At 67.1% G+C, this 18,653-nt stretch carries 16 protein-coding genes; 12 read left to right on the forward strand and 4 right to left on the reverse strand.

From position 1 onward, the window contains the following. Positions 1-73: 73 nt before the first annotated feature. The 3 genes from OSH07_RS01495 to OSH07_RS01505 form a co-directional block, all read right to left on the reverse strand. Complete coding sequence (locus OSH07_RS01495; RefSeq protein WP_420909593.1) at positions 74-1,531, reverse strand: RimK family protein; 1,458 nt, start codon at positions 1,529-1,531, stop codon at positions 74-76. Positions 1,532-1,537: 6 nt separating this feature from the next. Beyond that, a complete protein-coding gene (locus tag OSH07_RS01500; RefSeq protein WP_266336837.1) occupies positions 1,538-2,683 on the reverse strand; it encodes a GNAT family N-acetyltransferase/peptidase C39 family protein in 1,146 nt (381 codons plus the stop codon). Positions 2,684-2,846: 163 nt separating this feature from the next. Continuing rightward, the gene (locus OSH07_RS01505) at positions 2,847-3,791 is read right to left on the reverse strand and encodes a DMT family transporter (protein ID WP_266336838.1); all 945 of its coding nucleotides are present in this window, start codon (positions 3,789-3,791) and stop codon (positions 2,847-2,849) included. Positions 3,792-4,230: 439 nt separating this feature from the next. Between OSH07_RS01505 and OSH07_RS01510 the strand changes: the two genes are divergently transcribed. From OSH07_RS01510 to OSH07_RS01565, 12 genes are all read left to right on the forward strand, one after another. After that, positions 4,231-5,367, forward strand: a complete 1,137-nt coding sequence (locus tag OSH07_RS01510) for a DEAD/DEAH box helicase (protein ID WP_266337355.1) — start codon at positions 4,231-4,233, stop codon at positions 5,365-5,367. A gap of 53 nt (positions 5,368-5,420) precedes the next feature. Next, on the forward strand, positions 5,421-5,627 hold the full coding sequence (locus OSH07_RS01515) for a cold-shock protein (protein ID WP_018182467.1): 207 nt from the start codon (positions 5,421-5,423) through the stop codon (positions 5,625-5,627). A 10-nt stretch (positions 5,628-5,637) separates the two neighbouring features. Then, entirely contained in the window at positions 5,638-5,919 is a 282-nt protein-coding gene (gene infA, locus OSH07_RS01520) for a translation initiation factor IF-1 (RefSeq protein ID WP_201401761.1), read from the forward strand. Between the two features lie 680 nt (positions 5,920-6,599). Beyond that, complete coding sequence (locus tag OSH07_RS01525) at positions 6,600-7,085, forward strand: tellurite resistance TerB family protein (protein WP_266336839.1); 486 nt, start codon at positions 6,600-6,602, stop codon at positions 7,083-7,085. Between the two features lie 39 nt (positions 7,086-7,124). Continuing rightward, entirely contained in the window at positions 7,125-7,892 is a 768-nt protein-coding gene (locus tag OSH07_RS01530) for a glutamine amidotransferase (RefSeq protein WP_266337356.1), read from the forward strand. Between the two features lie 354 nt (positions 7,893-8,246). Then, positions 8,247-9,140 carry a choline/ethanolamine kinase family protein gene (locus tag OSH07_RS01535; RefSeq protein ID WP_266336840.1) on the forward strand — a complete coding sequence of 298 codons (894 nt, stop codon included), beginning with the start codon at positions 8,247-8,249 and terminating at the stop codon, positions 9,138-9,140. Further along, positions 9,137-11,587: a GcvT family protein gene (locus tag OSH07_RS01540; RefSeq protein WP_266336841.1), complete on the forward strand. Its 2,451-nt coding sequence runs from the start codon at positions 9,137-9,139 to the stop codon at positions 11,585-11,587. Before OSH07_RS01535 ends, OSH07_RS01540 begins: the two co-directional genes overlap by 4 nt. A gap of 181 nt (positions 11,588-11,768) precedes the next feature. Then, a complete protein-coding gene (locus OSH07_RS01545; RefSeq protein WP_266336842.1) occupies positions 11,769-12,794 on the forward strand; it encodes an extracellular solute-binding protein in 1,026 nt (341 codons plus the stop codon). Continuing rightward, entirely contained in the window at positions 12,791-14,377 is a 1,587-nt protein-coding gene (locus OSH07_RS01550) for an ABC transporter permease (protein ID WP_266336843.1), read from the forward strand. Before OSH07_RS01545 ends, OSH07_RS01550 begins: the two co-directional genes overlap by 4 nt. A gap of 249 nt (positions 14,378-14,626) precedes the next feature. Further along, on the forward strand, positions 14,627-16,105 hold the full coding sequence (locus OSH07_RS01555) for an SH3 domain-containing protein (protein WP_266336844.1): 1,479 nt from the start codon (positions 14,627-14,629) through the stop codon (positions 16,103-16,105). Between the two features lie 140 nt (positions 16,106-16,245). Then, positions 16,246-17,340 (forward strand): GGDEF domain-containing protein, encoded by a 1,095-nt coding sequence (locus OSH07_RS01560; RefSeq protein WP_266336845.1) that lies wholly within the window; start codon positions 16,246-16,248, stop codon positions 17,338-17,340. A gap of 267 nt (positions 17,341-17,607) precedes the next feature. After that, on the forward strand, positions 17,608-17,949 hold the full coding sequence (locus OSH07_RS01565; protein WP_266336846.1) for a hypothetical protein: 342 nt from the start codon (positions 17,608-17,610) through the stop codon (positions 17,947-17,949). A 109-nt stretch (positions 17,950-18,058) separates the two neighbouring features. Here the strand turns inward: OSH07_RS01565 and OSH07_RS01570 are convergent, their stop codons facing one another. Continuing rightward, positions 18,059-18,652, reverse strand: a complete 594-nt coding sequence (locus tag OSH07_RS01570; RefSeq protein WP_266336847.1) for a phosphatase domain-containing protein — start codon at positions 18,650-18,652, stop codon at positions 18,059-18,061. Between the last annotated feature and the right edge of the window lies 1 nt (position 18,653).

Here is an 18,653-nt window from a genome sequence, read left to right on the forward strand (position 1 = left end):
CCCGGGTCCAGCCCGGGATGACCGCGGGTTCGCGGCCATGATTGCATGAGCTGGAGAGACCGGAGAGCCTGCCTCACCGTTCCAGCCGGTTGACGAACCAGCGGGTCAGTTCGATCCAGACCTGGTCCTTTTCGGCCGCGTCCTCGATACCGTGCTCGATGTTCGGGTTGTCGTTCACCTCGATGACGAAGAAGCCGTCGTCGGTCTGCTTGATGTCGACGCCATAGAGCCCGCTGCCGATCAACTGCGCGGAGCGGAGGCCGATGTCGATCACCTCCGGCGGCGCCTCGCCGATCGTCATCGAGCGCAGGCCGCCTTCGAGCGCCTTGCCGTTCCGCTGGTGCTTGACGATCTGCCAGTGCTTACGCGCCATGGTGTACTGGCAGACGAACAGCGGCTTGCCGCCGAGCACGCCGACGCGCCAGTCGAACTCCGTCGGCATGAATTTCTGCGCCAGCAGCAGATCGGTGTCCTTGAACCAGGCGCGCGCCAACTGGTCCATCTCACGATGGTTGTCGACCTTCTTCACGCCGCGCGAGAACGAGGAATCCGGGATTTTCATCACCAGCGGGAAGCCGAGCTCGTCGGCCGCCCGCTCGAGGTCGCCATTGCCGGCGAGGATGATGGTCGGCGGCACGGCGATGCCGTTCCCGGTCATCAGCTCCTGCAGATAGACCTTGTTGGTGCAGCGGATCATCGAGACGGGATCGTCGATCACCGGCATGCCTTCCTGCACGGCGCGGCGGGCGAAGCGATAGGTGTGATTGTCGATCGAGGTCGTCTCGCGGATGAACAACGCGTCGAACTCGGCCAGCCGCGCCAGGTCCTTCCTGGTGATCGGCTCGACTTCGACGCCGAGCTTCTCGGCGATGCGGGCCCAGTGCTTCAGCGAGGCGAGGTTCGAGGGCGGCATCGCCTCGGCCGGGTCGTGCAGCACGGCGAAGGAATAACGCGGCGCCGTCGGGGTCGCCTTCTTCGAGCGCCATTCGCGGCGCGTATGGTCGTGTAGCGCCTGATGGAAAAAGGCGAGCTCATCGGCGGTCAACTTGTTGATCGGCACCGGGGCGAGCTTGCGGATCTCGGCGCGGCCCGCGGGCTCGATCGTCACCTCCAGCACCGGGCAGCGGAACCAGTCGAACAGCAGCCGGGCGAAGCGGTCGAAGCGGTGATCCTCGCAGATGCCGAACATCACCAGCAGCCGGGCGGGCATTTCCCTGTCGTCGCCGTTGGAGACGGCCTTGGCCAGCTGGTCCTCCAACTCGGGCAGGGCCTGGGCATAGAGGGTGCGGCTGCCGAGATCGATCATTGTCTCGACCGTCGGCACGACGCGATGGCCGCGCGCGCCGGCGAGAAGCGAGGCGTAGTAGCCCCGGCTCTGATAGGCGAAGGAGCGCGACAGGTTGATGATCTTCGGACGGGAGCCGCGGAACAGGTTGGCGCGGGCCAGATAGTCCTTGGTCGTGATCACCTTGTGCGGCGTGTCTTCATTCGGAAAGTCCTTGGCCGCGTCGACCAGGATCACCCAATCCACCATGGCTCACCTCGGTCTCAGAACGACGGCGGCGCGCAACGGTTCCCGCCCCCAGCGCGCCATGCGCTCGAAATCGGCGTAGGGGATCGGCAGGTTGGCCGCGTCGGCATGGGTTTCGTGCTCGCGGTCCTCGACCCAGGGGTCGTGCACGAAGAGATGGCGGCCGTCGTCGCCGACCACCAGTACCCAGTGCGGCACCTTCTTGCCGAACATCCGGTAGGCCGAGATCAGCACGATCACGAGCGCGCCCTCGGCCAGCCCCGCCCGGATCGCCGCCACGTCGAGCGGCCGATAGGCGATCGGGATCTCGAAGGCGATGGTCTGGCGGCGGAAATCCTCCTGTGCCAGCTCCATGACGCGGCGCTTCTCGGGATCGCGCACCGATTCCAGGAAGAGCGAGCCCTCACGGCTGACATGCACGCTGGCCGAGAGGCCGTTGCGCGCGGCGGAAACGGCCAGCCCGTGCGGGTCGCAGCCGCCGAGTCCGGCCATCATGAACACGGTCGTCGCCTGGCGCCACAGCTTGATCTCCTCGACCGGGCCGAGGGCGTAGTCCTTGCGGAAATGGCCGAGCGCCATCATCACGCAGCAGGGGCCGCAGGTGAAATCGGTGGTCTGCTCATAGTAGCGGACGGCGGTGGTCTGGGCGTCGCCGCGCAGCCGCTTCTCGTAGCGAAGCGCGTTGGCGTGGTCCTCGTAATAGTCGAGATAGCGGCCGATGCGGCGATAGCCAAGCCGTTCATAGAGGCGGATGCCGCGGGCATTGTCCTCGCGCACCTCGAGCCGCAGCAGCAGGCGGTCGCGGGCGTAGGCGACCCGCTCGGCTTCTGCCATCAGCGCCGTGCCGGCGCCGCTGCCGCGCTGCTCGGGAACGACGGCGATCGAATAGAGCCGCGCCATGCCGGTGCCGGCCCGGAACAGCAGCAGCGCGTAGCCGATCAACCTGCCGCCGGGCAGCGCCGCGACGGTGATGGCGGCAGTCGGCGCCTCGACCAGCTTGCGGAAGCTGCGCCGCGCGATCCGGTCCGTTTCGAAGGCGGCGGCCTCGATCGCGACCAGCCCGTCGACATCGGCGGCCAGTGCGGGGCGCACGGTGAACACGGGAGGCGATGGGGCGTCGACGGCACTCACGAGGCGCGATGGAACGCCCATTTCGATCGATCCGCAAGAGGCTCCGGAAGAGCGGCGCCTCGGGATCGGAGCACCATCCGGAGTGCGGATCTCCCGCCGCAATTGCGGCGCCGCTATGACCTTTTCCAACACGCAATCGTGAGCGCGCCGGCCTTTTTCGGCGCGCCGGAAGCATCGTTGCGGGCTAGCCGGGGACGTTGTCGCCGACTTCTTCGGCAATCGTCTCGCCGGCCTTGTTCCTCGTCTCGCGCTGCTCGCGCATGAAGATGAACAGGCCCGAGGCGATGATGATCGCGGCGCCGATCAGCATCGACACCTTGGGCTGGTCGCCGAATACGAAATAGCCGAACACGACGGCCCAGATCAGCATCGTATACTGGTAGGGAACCACCACCGAGGCGGGCGCCAGCTTGAGCGAGCGGGTGACGCAGAACTGCGCCATCAGCGCGACGACGCCGAGCAGGCCGAGCAGGCCGAAGTCGATCGTCGTCGGCGTCACCCAGCTGAACGGCGCGATCACCGCGCCGACGAGCAACGTGCTCACCGTCGAGAAGGTCAGCAGCGTCTTGTCCGGCGTGCCGCGCAGCTGGCGGGTGACGATCATCAGCGCGGCGAAGAACAGGCTGCCGCCGATCGCGATCAGCGCGCCCCAGCTCAGGCTGTCGGACGAGGGCTGCAGCACGATCAGCACGCCGACGAAGCCGGCGAGGATCGCCGCCCAGCGCGGGCCGTCGACCTTTTCCTTCAGCAGCAGCGCCGACAGCGCCGTCACATAGATCGGTCCGGCGAGGTAATAGGTCATCACGTCGGCGAGCGGCAGCAGCGACACCGCCCAGTAGAAGAAGCCGATCTCGCCGGTGATGACCCCGACGCGCAGCAACTGCATCCAGGGGCGCGGCGCCTTGGCGAGCTGGCGCACGCCATTGTCGCGGCAGATCACCGGCAGCATGACGAGGAGCGCCGCCAGCGAGCGGATCAGCAGGATCATGCCGACCGAATAGGTGCCGACCAGCCATTTGCCGAGCGTGTCGTTGACGGAGTAGAGCAGGATGCCCAGTACCATCAGGGCGATGCCGAGGAGGGGGCCGGAGAGCGGGCGGACGGTAGCGGCGGGGCTGGTGGCGGACATGAGATCACTTGGGGGATGAGAGAATATGCACTCTGCACAGAAGCACGGCAGAGGCAACCGGAACGAAGACCCTTCCGTCGCGATCCGGCGGCTTCTTCTGCGGGGCGGCGACTTTTCATTTGCTTTTTCCGCGTCGAACCTGCATATACGCGGCGACGATCATCGTGATCGCGCTGTGCCACACGAGATTCGGTGGCTCCATCTCGCTGGAAATGGCGGGACACGACCCCGTCCTCTGATCCTGTCGCGCGTGGGTCATGGCTAGAAGTCGAGTACCGGGTGGTATTCGCACAATTAGGCTTTCTTCTTGAATCAACTGACAAATTTTGCGGCTCTGGCACTTGCCGAGCCGTTGGTGCGCGCGCTCGACGTGGCCGGCATCACGACGCCGACGCCGATCCAGGCCCAGGCAATCCCCGCGCTTCTCGAAGGCCGCGACATGCTCGGCATTGCGCAGACCGGAACCGGCAAGACCGCCGCGTTCGGCCTGCCGCTGCTGCAGCAGCTCTCGCGCCGCGCCGATGGCCTTGCGCCGAAGAGCGTGCGCTCGCTGATCCTGGCCCCGACTCGCGAACTGGCGATCCAGATCGACTCCGAGCTGCGCAAGTTCTCGAAATATCTCGGCATTCGCCATGCGCTCGTCTTCGGCGGCGTCGGCCATCAGCCGCAGATCCGCGCCCTTGAAAAGGGTGTCGACATCCTCGTCGCCACGCCCGGCCGCCTGCTCGACCATCTGCAGGCCCGCGTCGTCCGCCTCGACGAGGTCACCCATCTCGTCCTCGACGAAGCCGATCGCATGCTCGACATGGGCTTCGTCCGCGACGTCATGAAGATCGTCGGCCTGTTGCCCGAGAACCGGCAGTCGCTGCTGTTCTCGGCCACCATGCCGGCCGAAGTGGCGCAGCTTTCTCGCAAGATCCTCAAGGACCCGGTCCGGGTCGAGGTGACGCCGGAGGCCGTCACGGTCGATCGCATCGACCAGAAGCTCTACCGCGTGCCGACGGCGGAAAAGCGCAACTTCCTGCTGGATCTGCTTTCCAATCCGGCGATGGAGCGCGTCATCGTCTTCACGCGTACCAAGCACGGCGCCGACCGCGTCGCGCAACACCTGCAGAAGGCAGGCGTCGAGACGCTCGCCCTGCATGGCAACAAGTCACAGGGCGCCCGTCAAAAGGCGCTGGAAGGCTTCAAGGATGGAAGCCTTCGCGTGCTCGTCGCGACCGACATCGCTGCCCGCGGCATCGATGTCTCTGGCGTGACCCATGTTGTGAATTTCGACCTGCCCGACGAGCCGGAATCGTATGTCCATCGTATCGGACGTACGGCCCGTGCTGGTCGCAGCGGGCTCGCACTCTCTCTGTTCGACGCTGGCGAAGCTGCGCGTCTGAAGGCCATCGAGCGGCTGATTCGCCGTTCGATTCCGGAAGTCGCGACCAATTTCAAAGCCCCGTCTTCGGCTCAGAGACCCGCTGCGGAGACGCATCGGGGCGATAAGCCGGCTCGGGACGGGCAGCCTATGCAAGAAAAGAGCAAGAAAAATCGGTGGCGTGGCCAACAGCGCCGTCGAGCGGCTTGACGACGGGAACGTCGTTAGCAAAGTTCTCTACCGCCAGACTGAAGGAGATTTCCATGGCGACGGGTACAGTTAAGTGGTTCAATGCGACCAAGGGTTACGGTTTTATCCAGCCGGACCAGGGTGGTCAGGACGTGTTCGTGCACATCAGCGCCGTTGAGCGCGCTGGTCTGTCGACGCTGCGCGACGGCGCCAAGATCTCGTACGAGCTCGAGACCGACCGTCGCGGCAAGACGTCCGCGACGGAACTGAAGGTCTCGTAAGGAACGACACATGGCGAAGGAAGAAGCGCTCGAATTCGAGGGTACGGTCGTCGAGGTCCTGCCCGACGCCAAGTTCCGCGTGGAACTCGAGAACGGGCATGTCGTCGTCGCCTACACCGCAGGCCGGATGAAGAAGAACCGGATCAAGACGCTGGCGGGCGACCGCGTAACCGTCGAGATGACGCCATACGATCTCGATCGGGCGCGACTGGTTTTCCGGCACAAGGGCGAACCGCTTGCACCGCAAGCACCCAGGCCGCCCTTCCGCGGTGGCGCGGCACGTCGACGCTGACATCCGACGCCAGGTGAAGATCATGAGGGTCGACGCGAGCAATCGCGCCGGCCCTTTCTTTTTGGCCGGCGGACGGCGGGCTCGGGTGGCCGGCTTCGCCGGGGCTCGATCCGGTCCGGCGAGGCCGCTTTTCTCAACCTTTTACTAACCCTAGTATGGTTTCCTCGGATTAACCCCAAATTGGGCCGAAATTCGGCGGGTTGTGAAAATGTGGCGCCTGGAGGGCAAAACCCGCTTGCGTCCTGCCGCAGAAGACCATATTCTTTTCTTGTCGCGGGGGCAGACGATTCACCAAATCTTAAGTCGCCTTCTCTCTCGACGCATTCGGGAGCTTCCCGGTTAGAAGTGTATTCGAATCTTATTGGATACGCAGTTGTAGTTAGAATTGATGAGCTCGAGTTTTTTTTGGTTCGGGCGAAGAATTATTCTTCTTAAGTTATGGTTTAGCCGCCGGCCCAAAAGGTCGGCGGTTTGTTTTTGTGGGCCGTTTACTTTGCCCGAGTGTGGCGCTGCCGGCCTGCTACTCGGCTGGATTCGGGCGATTCCGCGGCGGCCCAGTCTCGATTCTGCCCGGCGACGGCATGTCGCGCGCCACTTTCCTATCCATGCCTTAATCTCATGCAGCTTGGGACGTCACGACGACCGAATCGGCGTTCGAGTCGGTTGCCTGGAGGAATTGGATGCTCAACGTTCTTCGCAACTTCATCGCGGAGCTGACCGGCGAGGCGCCGGCCCGGCGTTTCGGCGAGAATGACCACCGCCTGGCCGCGGCGGCGCTGCTCTACCACGTCGTCGCCGTCGACGGTGAGGTCTCCGAAGCGGAGCGCGTCCGCCTGCACGACCTGCTCAAGGCGCGCTTCGGCCTTGACGAGGAGGCGACCGACGACCTCATGCGCGCCGCCGAGCAGGCCGACGACGAGGCGGTCGACTTCTACCGCTTCACCAGCGTGCTGAAATCGCAGCTCGAAGAGATCGACCGCGAGCAGGTGGTCGCGATGATGTGGGACCTCGTCTATGCGGATGGACGGCTGACCGAGTTCGAGGACAACGCGATCTGGCGCGTCGCCGATTTGCTTGGCGTTTCCGGCCGGGCGCGGCTGCGCCTGAAGAAGATCGTCCAGTCCGGCGGCAATGCCGTCGAGATGCTGGTTCCGCCGAAGGAATGAATCGCAACGACCCGCGGAGCCGGTGGCTCCGGGGATAGGATCTCCGCCGTGCCGCAGTCGCCGAAGCCTGTACTGATCGTCCTGCACCAGGAGCATTCGACGCCCGGTCGCGTCGGCCATCGGCTGGCGGAGCGCGGCCATCCGCTCGACATCCGTCGGCCGCGCTTCGGCGATCCGCTGCCCGACACGCTCGCCGATCATGCCGGCGCGATCGTTTTCGGCGGCCCGATGTCGAGCAATGACGACGAGGACTATATCCGCCGCGAGATCGACTGGATGTCGGTGCCGCTCGCCGAACAGGCGCCGCTGCTCGGCATCTGCCTCGGTGCGCAGATGCTGGCGCGCCATCTCGGCGCCCGCGTCGGGCCGCGCCCGGACGGTCTGGTCGAGATCGGCTATTATCCGCTGCGCGCTACCGAGGCGGGGCAGGGGCTCTGCGCCTGGCCCGAGATCGTCTACCAGTGGCATGGCGAGGGCTTCGACCTGCCCGCCGGCGCGGCGCTGCTCGCCGAGGGCCAGCTCTACCAGAACCAGGCCTTTCAATACGGCCCGTCCGCCTTCGGCTTCCAGTTCCATATCGAGCTGACCCTGGCGATGATGCATCGCTGGACCACGACCGGCGAAGAGCGCTTCAAGCTGCCCGGCGCCCAGCCGCGCGCGCAGCACATGGAGGGGCGGGCGGTCTATGACGGCCAGACCTCGCGCTTCCTCGACGGCTTCCTCGATTTCTGGCTGCGCCTGCCGCGCGCCAATGGCGAACCGGCCGAGGTAGATCCCGGCACGCCCGAGCCGATCGGCCTCGGCTGAGCCGCCTCCGCGTTGCAAATTGCGAAACCTCTTGCAAATTGCGATGCGCGGAAGGTGAATCGGTCGTTAACCATCCCCAGATCTGGACGATTTGATTCAAATTATAACCATATCTGGTGGTGGCATGGGCCGGCACAACTGGCAGGAGGCTTGCGACACATCTTGGCAAGCTGACCTTCCGGTTGTGCGTAGTCAGCTCTGATCGGACGGAGAAGGGTGGAACCGATGACCCCCGGTAACCCTTCTCCGCTCCGCTTTCCGTCGCCCCTGCACGCGGCGCTTGCATCCCAACCCCTCCCTGGTCTCCTATAGCGGCGTGGCGGATTCCTTCCGTCGCGGGGGGAACCTTCGGTCATGACGGACACGCAGGATTCGCTGGCGCGCGCCGCGCGGCTCTCGTTCTGGAGCGGCCCCGTCTCGCCGCAGCCCCTGGCCGGCGGCCTCACCAACACCAACTGCCTGGTCGAGGATGGCGGCCGCAAATATGTCGTGCGCATCGGTGGCGACATGATCGAGCACGGCATCATCCGCTCGACCGAGCTGGCGGCGAGCCACGCGGCCGCCGAGGCCGGCATCTCGCCGATCGTCGTGCATGCCGAGCCGGGCGCGATGGTGATCGATTTCGTCGAGGGCCGCAGCCTGACGCCGGCGGATATCCGCGACGAGCGCTATCTCGGCCGCATCGTCGAGCTGCTGCGGCGGGCCCATCACGACATCCCGCGCTTCTTTCGCGGCCCGGCGCCGCTGTTCTGGGTGTTCCAGGTCATCCGCGACTACACCCACACGCTCGAGGCGGGCGAGAGCCATTACCTGCCGATGCTGGTGCGGGTGCTCGACGCGACCGAGCGGTTGGAAAAGGCGGTCGGTCCGGTAGAGCTCGTCTTCGGCCACAACGACATGCTGGCGGCCAATCTGATCGACGACGGCCAGCGCCTCTGGCTGGTCGACTGGGACTATGCCGGCTTCAACTCGCCGCTGTTCGACCTCGGCGGGCTGGCCTCCAACAACCTGCTGTCGCGGCAGCAGGCCGAGCGCGCGCTCGAACTCTATTTCGACCGGCCGCTCACCGATGAACTCCGCCGGCGGGCGGCGGCGATGACGGCGGCGTCGCTGCTGCGCGAGACCATGTGGAGCATGGTGTCGGAGCTGCACAGCCACCTGGTCTTCGACTATCCCGCCTATACGGCCGAATATCTCGGGCGCTTCAAGCTCGCGCTCGCCAGCTTTGACGAGATGGAGCGCGCATGAGCGATCTTCCCGGTTCCGCCCGCATCGTCATCATCGGCGGCGGCATTGTCGGCGCGTCGGTGGCCTATCACCTCGGTGCCATGGGGCAGACCGACGTCATCCTGCTGGAGCGCGGCAGGCTCACCTCCGGCTCGACCTGGCATGCCGCCGGCCTGGTCGGCCAGCTTCGCACTTCGGCGAACATCACCCAGTTGCTCGGCTATTCGGTCGCGCTCTACGACCGGCTCGAAGCCGAGACCGGCCAGGCGACGGGCTGGAAGCGCAATGGCGGCCTGCGGCTTGCCTGCAATGCCGAGCGCTGGACCGAGGTGCGCCGCCAGGCGACGACGGCGCGCTCCTTCGGGCTGGAGATGCAGCTCCTTTCGCCGCGCGAGGCGCAGGACCTCTGGCCGCTGATGCAGGTCGACGACGTCGTCGGCGCCGCCTTCCTGCCGACCGACGGCCAGGTCTCGCCCTCCGACATCTCCGCCTCGCTCGCCAGGGGCGCGCGCCAGAAGGGCGTGACGATCCGCGAGGGCGTCGCCGTCACCGGCATCGTCGTCGAGGATGGCGCGGTCGTCGCCGTCGAGACCAGCGAAGGCCGCATCGCCTGCGAGAAACTCGTGGTCTGCGCGGGCCAATGGTCGCGCGAGATCGGCCGGCTCGCCGGCGTCAACATTCCGCTCGTCTCGGTGCAGCACCAGTATCTGATCACCGACGCCGTCCCCGGCGTCACGCCGAACCTGCCGACGCTGCGCGATCCCGACCGCCTCACCTACTGGAAGGAGGAGGTCGGCGGGCTGGTGATGGGCGGCTACGAGCCGAACCCGAAGCTCTGGGACGTCGATCCGCTGCCGCGCGATTTCGAATTCCAGCTGCTCCCGTCCGATTTCGACCATTTCGAGCCGATCCTGGAGCAGGCGCTCGGCCGCGTGCCGGCGATGGAGACGGTCGGCATCAAGGAGTTCATCAACGGGCCCGAAAGCTTCACGCCGGACGGCAACTTCATTCTCGGCGAGGCGCCGGAGGTGAAGAACGTCTTCGTCGGCGCCGGCTTCAACGCCTTCGGCATCGCGTCCGGCGGCGGCGCCGGCATGGCCTTGGCCGAATGGGTGGTCAACGGCGCGCCACCCTTCGATCTCTGGCCGGTCGACATCCGCCGCTTCGGCCGCAACCACCACGACCTCTCCTGGATCCGCAACCGGACGCTGGAGGCCTATGCCCGCCACTACACCATGGCGTGGCCGTCGGAGGAATTCCTCTCCGGCCGGCCGCTGCGCCGCTCGCCGCTCTATGACCGGCTGGCGGCGGAGGGCGCGGTGTTCGGCGAGAAGCTCGGCTTCGAGCGCGCCAACTGGTTCGCCGACCGGGCGGCAGGCGAGGCGGCCGAGGACCGCTACACCTATGAACGGCCGAACTGGTTCGAGCCGGTCGGCCGCGAGCATCGGGCGGCGCGCGAGGCGGCGGTGCTGTTCGACCAGACCTCCTTCGCCAAGTTCGAGCTCTCCGGCCGTGACGCCGAGAAGGCGCTCTCCTGGATCGCGGCGAACGACGTCGCCAGGCCGGTCGGCCATCTCGTCTATACGCAGATGCTGAACGCGAAGGGCGGCATCGAATGCGACCTGACCGTCGCCCGCGTGGCCGAGGACCGCTACTACATCGTCACCGGCACCGGCTTCGCCACGCATGATTTTCACTGGATCCAGTCGAACATCCCGGAAGGTCTCGACGCCCGGCTGACCGACGTCACCTCGCAGAACGCGGTTCTCGTGCTGATGGGGCCGCGGGCGAGAGAAATCCTGCAGCCCTTGGCCGACGCCGACATCTCGCACGCCGCCTTCCCGTTCGGCCGCGCAAAGAGGCTCTCCATCGCCGGCTGCCCGGTGCTGGCGCTGCGCGTCACCTATGTCGGCGAACTGGGCTGGGAACTGCACGTGCCGATGGAATTCGCGCTGACGCTCTATGACGCGCTGATGCAGTCCGGGCGTCCTCTGGGCATGAAGCTCGCCGGCTACCGCGCCATCGAGACGCTGCGGCTGGAAAAGGGCTATCGCGCCTGGGGCGCCGAGATCGGCCCGGATCATTCGCCGCTGGTCGCCGGCCTCGGCGCCTTCGTCAAGCTCAGGAAGCCCATCCCCTTCCTTGGCCGCGCGGCGCTGGAGGCGCAGGCGGCAAAGCCGCTGCCGCGCCTGCTCGCCGCCTTCACCACCGAGGATCCGTCGATCGTCCTGCTCGGCCGCGAGACGATCTATCGCGACGGCGAGCGGGTCGGCTGGCTGGCGAGCGGCGGCTATGGCTATGCGGTCGGGCGGCCCATCGGCTATGGCTATGTCCGCCGCGCTGCCGGCGTCGATCGCGATTTCGTGCTGTCGGGAAGTTACGAGCTGGAGGTCGCCGGCGAGCGCGTCGTGGCCTATGCGCATCTCGATCCGCTTTATGATCCGGAGGGGCTGCGCATCCGCGCCTAGCCTTCGCCCCCGGCCGCAATCCTGTCCGCGCGGTCCGTCGTCCGGCTTTTGCCGCTTCGCTGCTTTCCCCGGCAAACCGGCCTGCGACGCTTTCCGCTCCGTATGGCTACGGAGTTGACAGGGCCGCCGCGCAGGTATTGGTACGAAAAGCAATCGACATCAATAACATAGAGTTATTCCAATGTACGACGTCACGCGACGTCAGCTGATGCATCTCGGCATCGGCGCTGCCGGCGCCGCGATGCTGCCGGGCCTTTCGGTCCCGGCGCGGGCCGAGGACCAGACGCTGGCGCTCTATAATGGCCAGCACCGGCCGCCGGTCGAGGCGCTGGTCGCCGCCTTCACCGCCGCCACCGGCATCGCCGTCGTCACCCGCAACGGCAACAGCGCCCAGCTCGCCAGCCAGCTGATCGAGGAGGGCGCCAATTCGCCGGCCGACGTCTTCTGGTCGGAGGAGAGCCCGTCGCTCGCCGCCGTTGACGGCAAGGGCCTGCTCGCGCCGCTCGATCCCGAGACGCTGAAGCAGATCCCGGAGAAGTACACCGCCAGGGATGGCACCTGGGTCGGCGCCGGCGCCCGCTGCCGCGTCGTCGTCTACAACAAGTCGATGATCGAGGCGTCGGCGCTGCCGAAGAGCGTGCTCGATTTCGCCGGCGAGGCCTGGGCCGACAAGGTCGCCTTCGCGCCGAACAGCGGCGCCTTCCAGCAGCAGGTCGTCGCGGTCGCGCTGCTCAAGGGCCGTGATGCGGCGCTCGCCTGGCTGAAGGGCCTGCGCCAGTATGGCCGCGTCTACAACAGCGATTCCGCCGCGGTCGAGGCCGTCGAGGGCGGCGACATCCCCGTCGCGCTCAGCAACAACTACTATTGGTACGCGCTCGAGCAGGAGCTCGGCCCCGACAATATGAACTCGGCGCTGTATTTCATCGGCAATGGCGATCCCGGAACGCTGATCACCGTTTCCGGCGCCGGCGTGCTGAAGACTTCCAAGAAGGCCGAGGCCGCCCAGCGCTTCGTTTCCTTCATGGTCAGCGCCGAGGGCCAGGCGGCGATCGTCGGCGCGATCGCCGAATATCCGCTCCGGCCCGGCGTCGTCTCGCCGTTCCCGCTGAAGCCGTTCGACCAGCTCGATCCCGCCCCCGTGACGCCGGCCGATCTCGGCGACGCCGCCGACGCGCTGGCGCTGCTGCGCGAAGCGGACCTCGCTTGACGGCCGCTGCCGACGCTTCCGGCAGCCCTTCCCGGCGCGACGCCCGCCACGGCGCGCCGGCATCGCGCCTGCTCGTCGCGCTGGCCCTGATCCCGACCGCGCTGATCGCGCTGCCGGTGATCTATGTGCTGATGCGTGCCTGGGGCGCCGGCTGGAGCGGCGTCTGGGCCGAGCTGGCGCGGCCGCGCACGCTGATGCTGCTCGGCAATACCGTCACCCTCTGCCTGTCGGTGACATTGTTCGCCAGCCTGATCGGCTATACGGCGGCGTGGTTCACCGAGCGCACCGATCTCGCCGGCAAATGGCTCTGGCGGGTGCTCTGCTGCCTGCCGCTCGCCATGCCGGCCTTCGTCGCCAGCTTTGCCTGGAAGTCGCTCGGCCCTGGTTTTCAGGGCATGTCCGGCGCCATCCTGATCCTGACCATGGAGAGCTTCCCGCTCATCTTCCTGCCGGTCGCCGCCTCCCTGCGCAGCATGGACCCCGGCATGGAGGAAGTGTCGCGCTCGCTCGGCAAGGGGCCGGGGGAAACGTTCTGGAAGGTGACGCTGCCGCGCACGTTGCCTGCGCTCGGCGGCGGCGCGCTGCTGGTCGCCGCGCACATGCTGTCCGAGTTCGGCGCGCTGGCGCTGTTGCGCGTGCAGACCTTCACCACCGCGATCTTCCAGCAATATGAGCTGCAGTTCGACAATGCCTCGGCGGCGGTGCTCTCGGGCCTCTTGATGCTGCTCTGCCTTCCGGTCGCGTTCGGCGAGATGTGGCTGCGGCGCGGCGTCCGCCTTTCCAAGGTCGGCCGCAACACGGCCCGGCGCGGCTCGCCGGCCCGCCTCGGTCGCTGGGCGCCGCTCGTCATGCTCGGCTTCGTGGCCGTTTCGATCGTCTCGCTCGGCGTGCCGTTCGGCCGGCTCGGCTATTGGCTGGTCAGGGGCGTCTCGGCCGGTCGCGGCCTCGATGCGCTCGGCCCGGCTTTGTTCGGCTCGCTGTCCCTGGCGCTGCCGGGCACGCTCGTCACCACGGTGATCGCGCTGCCGCTGGTTCTGCTCGTGCTGCGCAGCCGGGGCGTCTTCGCCCGCTTCGCCGACCGGCTGCCCTATGTCGTGCACGGCCTGCCCGGCCTCGTCGTCGCGCTGGCGTTGGTCTATCTGTCCATCCGCCTGTTGCCGGCGATCTACCAGACCCGCGCGGTGCTGTTCGCGGCCTATGCGATCCTGTTCCTGCCGCTGGCGCAATCGGCGATCCGCGCCTCGGCCGAGCTGGTGCCGCGCGAGATCGAGGAAGTGGCGCGCACGCTCGGCCGCAGCCCGTGGCAGGCCTTCGTCTCGGTGACGCTGCCGTCGCTGGCGCCGGGGCTCGGCGCCGCGCTGGCGCTGGTCGCGCTCGAGCTGATGCGCGAGCTGACCGCCACGCTGATCCTGGCGCCGACCGGCGTCGTCACGCTCGCGACCGAGGTCTGGTCGCACACCAATGACAGCGCCTACGCCGCCGCCGCGCCCTTCGCGGCGCTGCTGGTGCTGATTTCGGGCCTGCCCGTCTACATCTTCACGCTGCGCACCTTGCGTCCGCGCCCTGATCGTCAGGTCAACTAAGCAACGTCGTAGAAGTTGCAGTTGCTCGCGGTCGTTGTGACTCCAGCCCTACAGGCGGCAAAGAGTCGCCGTAATTGTCGTTCATGATCACGGTGGATCGATCCAAGCCGGTTCGATTCCGTTTCCGCGATATTGTTCGACGAATGACTCAGAACAGCGTCTCGAAACGAAACATTAACCAAGGAGAGTTTGCGATCTGTTTTGGCGGCAGCGGGGGTTACGTGTCGAAACAAAGTAGAGATGAGTACCATGACACATTCGGGCAAATCGAGCGCCGCCTTGCGCGTGCGCAGTCTCGCTGAGCTGACCGATCCAGGTCTCTCCAACCCGGCCTCCGAACGCGATTCATCGCACGAAAACATCCGCTCGAACGTCGTTCGCGGATTCCCCAAGCTGGTTCAACAGCAGCCGGAGCCGCCGGCCGAGACGGCGCTGCCGCAGCTGGAAGATCTCGCGGCCGAGCTCGAAGCCGCGCTGATGGGCGACCTTCAGAAGGTCGCCTCGCTCTGGGACGAGCCCGAGGCTGCGGCCGCGTCTGAATCTTCCGCCCCGCCGACACGGCAACTGGCTCTGCCGGAACTCGCCCTGCCGGAGCTTGCCCTTCCCGCGTTGATGTCGCCGGAACAGGTAGCGGCCAACGAAGCGGCGCGGGATCCGATGGCGCTCGATCAGGTCGAGCTCGATCCGACGCTCGCTTCCGAGCTGCCGCCGGCTGAGCTGACCAAGGACGACCTGCCGCAGCAGGACCGCCTCGCCGTCGAGCTGCTGCTGGCGCGCGGACGCCAGCCTTCGGCGGCGCCGAAGCCGGCGGAGCGGGCCCCGGCGGCCGTGGAGCTGGAAGACCGGCTCGCCGGCGAACTGGCCCAACGCCTTTCCATCGCTGTCGACGAGTTGCGCATCGCCGATGGCGAGCAACCGACCCTTGATGCCGACCGCAGCCTCAATGCTGGCGGCAGCCGTGGCCTCACCACCCTCAACAAGCAGTTGCTCGCCGTCGTCGCCCTGCTCGCCATCGTTGGCGGTGGCGCGTTGCTGACGATCCGCTCCGTCACCGCGTCGGGCGACGCCACCGTCGTCGGCGAGTTGGACAGCGCGGCCACGGCCGGCATCGTCAAGGCCGACCCGCCGGCGCCGCTGCCGGCCCCGGCCGCGAAGCAGTCCTATGACCGCGCCGCAGAGGACCGGTCGCTGCCGGAATCGCCGCAGCTGCGCGGCGCCGACATGATCAACCAGGCGACGCCGCTCAATCAGGCGCCGACCGCGCAGGCCTCGGTTGACCCGGTGCCCGGTTCGGCCCCCACGCTTGGCGCCGCGATGTTGCCGGGCTCCGCCGTCAGCACGCAGCCGGTGACGCCGAACGTGCGCGCCGCCTACGCCGCCCCGGCCGAGGTGACGAAGCCGACCGCGGTAGAGACCGCGTCGGTGACGGAGCCCGCACCCTCCGCCGATGACGCCGGCGTCGCCGCCGAGCCGGAGGCCGCCGCGCCGAAGCCGGCCGCGGTCGCGCCGTCGAAGGCTGTCTCCGCCGGATCCCCGGCGCCGGGCCTCGCCCGGGTCACCAGCGCCGTCAAGCTGCGCGGCAACCCGGACAATGGCGCTCCGACGGTCGGCCTGCTCAAGGCCGGCGAGCAGGTCCAGGTGGTGCAGTGCAAGGGCTGGTGCGAGGTCGTCGTCGATGGCAAGCGCGGCTTCGTGTTCAAGAAGTTCCTGGCCTCGGTCAACGGCTAGGGGCGCGATCCTCCCGCGTTGTTCTCGCGGGAGGATCCACTTCTACGTAATGTGAAGGCTTGTTCGCTTGCGAACCGCCATAATGATTGTGTCGGAATGATTGCATCTGCTACGAGGAAGCGATCAGTTCGGGGCGGTTGATGACGGAAATGCAAGGGCAGGGATCGGACACACCGGGCGCGACGCCCTACACGCCTCCGCGCGACCCGGAGCGCTATTTTCGCGGCGTCGAAGTCCTGTTCTCGGCCGTGCAGGCGTTGTCCTTCACGCGCGAGCCGGGTCAGGTGCAGCGGATCGTCAAGACCGCCGCGCGCCAGCTGACCGGTAGCGACGGCGCCTGTTTCGTCCTGCGCGACGGCGCCTCCTGCCATTTCGTCGACGAGGATGCGGTCACGCCGCTCTGGAAGGGTATGCGCGTTCCGCTCTCGAGCTGCATCGAGGGTTCGGCGATGTTGCATCGCCAGCCGGTGCTGGTGCGCGATGTCGCCGCCGACGACCGGGTCTTGCCCGGAGCCTATGACGCGACCTTCGTCCGCAGCCTGGCCGTCGTGCCGGTGCGCGGCCATGAGCCCGTTGGCGCCATCGGCGTCTACTGGGCGGCGCCCGGCGGTCCCGACGAGGATGATCTCCGCCTGCTTTCGAAGCTCGCCGATGCGGTGTCGCTGGCGATCGAGAACATCCGCATCCATGGCGAGCTGGAGGAGCGCGTGCGCCTGCGCGCGGCCGAGCTCGACAAGGCCAAGGCTGACATCGAGGAGCTTTCGATCACCGACGAGCTGACTGGCCTGCTCAACCGGCGCGGCTTCCGCCGCGCCGCCGAGGCGATCCTCGCCGGCGGCAATGGCTGCCAGCTCGCCTTCATCGACGTCGACGGGCTGAAGAAGGTCAACGACAAGTTCGGCCACACGGTCGGCGACAGCCTGATCGCCGATTGCGCCAGCGTGCTGCGCGACAGCGTGCGCCAATCCGATATCGTCGGCCGGATGGGAGGCGACGAATTCTGCGTGCTCGTGCAGGCGCCGCTGGCGCCGGCCGAGGCGCTGCGCAACAGCCTGCGTACCCGGCTCGACTACTTCAATCGCCTGTCGCCCGCTCAGTGCACGCTGTCGATCAGCGTCGGCATCGTCCAGGCGAAGCCGGGCGGCAACGAGTCGCTCGACGACCTGCTCAGTCAGGCCGATGCGCTGATGTCGATGGAGAAGCACTCCAAGTCGATGTCGAAGTCGCGCCACTAGGGCGTCTCCGGGGCGTCCGGCAGGCCCGATGCGGTCCCTCGCGATCGCTTGACGACGTGTGAGCGCCCATTCCGATTCCCTGTTCCGATCGACGCTTTCCGGATGCCTCGGGCACGCCCGCGCCCGTGGCAAAGCCGCGCTTGCCGCGCCTTTCGCCGCTGCCGCGGAAATCGCGAGATCGTTCAAATTGCGATGATCCGTTTTTGAGTTTGCGAACGGGTGAGGCCGCTTTATCGGGTCAGGGACGACCTGCAAGGCAAGAACTCGATGTCGCTAGGAAAGAAGACGAAGCTGCCGAAGAAGCCGACGCCGCCGGTGGCTGCTTTCACGGATACAAGACGGCCCGGCGTGGCCGCCGCCGAGCCGAACCACCGGCCGGTGCGCCTCCTCGAACTGACCGTCGAGGAGCGCGACGAGTTGGAGCCTCAGCAGGCGCTGGTGATCGATGCCGTCGGGCGCGAATGCTTTCGCGGCCTCACCATCGCGGAATCGCTGGAGTTCCTGACGCTCCGCCGTCTCGGGCTCGACAATGACGACCTGAACTTCCTGAAGCTGATCCAGCTCGGCGATCTGCACGAGGCGGCGCAGAAGCGCTTCCACGCCTCCTAGGGCTTTCGAGCGAAGCGGATACCGGATCGCGTGACGAAAGCGCGAGAAGACAGGGAGCTAGATCACGCCAGTGTTTCCGCGAAACGCTGAAATGATCTAGCGGCGGGCTTCAGTCCATTCCGACGACGAGGCCGGAAGCCGTCTTCAGGGCGGCTTCCGCCAGCGCGATCATCGAGGCCGCCGGCAGCTTCGCCTCGAGGTTTCGCAGCGCGCGGATGCGCGCCAGCGCCGCATCGAGGGTCGGAAACTGTTCTGGCCGCGCGAGATGCAGATAAAGCGCGATCACGGTGGCGGAGCGGCTGCGGCCGCCGCGACAATGGACCAGGACATTGCCCGCCCGGTGCATGGGATAATGCGCCTTGCCGGGGCTTGCCTGGCCGAGGATGCCATCGAGCGCCAGCACGGCCGCGAGCAGATGGTTGGGCGTGTTGCCCGGCCCGTCGATCAGCCCGATATGGGTGCGGCGGACGAAGCTGCCGTCACCGAGCGCCAGCGGCCCCATCTCGACATTGACGGCGAGGTTCATCGTCGAGGTGATGCCGTCCGCCAACAGCAGCGCGGCATCGTCGGCGGCGACGCGATTACCGAGATAGATCGTCGCCCGCGCCGGTCCGAACGGCCCGGCGACCGGCAGCAGGACGGGAAGCGCATCCTCCTGCTCGTCGGTCAGCATCGGGGCGGGCGCGGTCGTTCCGAGGGTCATT

The organism is Kaistia nematophila (assembly GCF_026343855.1).
Taxonomy (GTDB): domain Bacteria; phylum Pseudomonadota; class Alphaproteobacteria; order Rhizobiales; family Kaistiaceae; genus Kaistia; species Kaistia nematophila.

What these genes read in the sequence shown, in the direction of transcription:
- OSH07_RS01500 (WP_266336837.1), bottom strand. Translation starts at nt 2,683, where the DNA reads ATGGGCGTTCCATCGCGCCTCGTGAGTGCCGTCGACGCCCCATCGCCT.
- OSH07_RS01505 (WP_266336838.1), bottom strand. Translation starts at nt 3,791, where the DNA reads ATGTCCGCCACCAGCCCCGCCGCTACCGTCCGCCCGCTCTCCGGCCCC.
- OSH07_RS01510 (WP_266337355.1), top strand. Translation starts at nt 4,231, where the DNA reads ATGCTCGGCATTGCGCAGACCGGAACCGGCAAGACCGCCGCGTTCGGC.
- OSH07_RS01515 (WP_018182467.1), top strand. Translation starts at nt 5,421, where the DNA reads ATGGCGACGGGTACAGTTAAGTGGTTCAATGCGACCAAGGGTTACGGT.
- infA (WP_201401761.1), top strand. Translation starts at nt 5,638, where the DNA reads ATGGCGAAGGAAGAAGCGCTCGAATTCGAGGGTACGGTCGTCGAGGTC.
- OSH07_RS01525 (WP_266336839.1), top strand. Translation starts at nt 6,600, where the DNA reads ATGCTCAACGTTCTTCGCAACTTCATCGCGGAGCTGACCGGCGAGGCG.
- OSH07_RS01535 (WP_266336840.1), top strand. Translation starts at nt 8,247, where the DNA reads ATGACGGACACGCAGGATTCGCTGGCGCGCGCCGCGCGGCTCTCGTTC.
- OSH07_RS01540 (WP_266336841.1), top strand. Translation starts at nt 9,137, where the DNA reads ATGAGCGATCTTCCCGGTTCCGCCCGCATCGTCATCATCGGCGGCGGC.
- OSH07_RS01545 (WP_266336842.1), top strand. Translation starts at nt 11,769, where the DNA reads ATGTACGACGTCACGCGACGTCAGCTGATGCATCTCGGCATCGGCGCT.
- OSH07_RS01555 (WP_266336844.1), top strand. Translation starts at nt 14,627, where the DNA reads ATGACACATTCGGGCAAATCGAGCGCCGCCTTGCGCGTGCGCAGTCTC.
- OSH07_RS01560 (WP_266336845.1), top strand. Translation starts at nt 16,246, where the DNA reads ATGACGGAAATGCAAGGGCAGGGATCGGACACACCGGGCGCGACGCCC.
- OSH07_RS01565 (WP_266336846.1), top strand. Translation starts at nt 17,608, where the DNA reads ATGTCGCTAGGAAAGAAGACGAAGCTGCCGAAGAAGCCGACGCCGCCG.
- OSH07_RS01570 (WP_266336847.1), bottom strand. Translation starts at nt 18,652, where the DNA reads ATGACCCTCGGAACGACCGCGCCCGCCCCGATGCTGACCGACGAGCAG.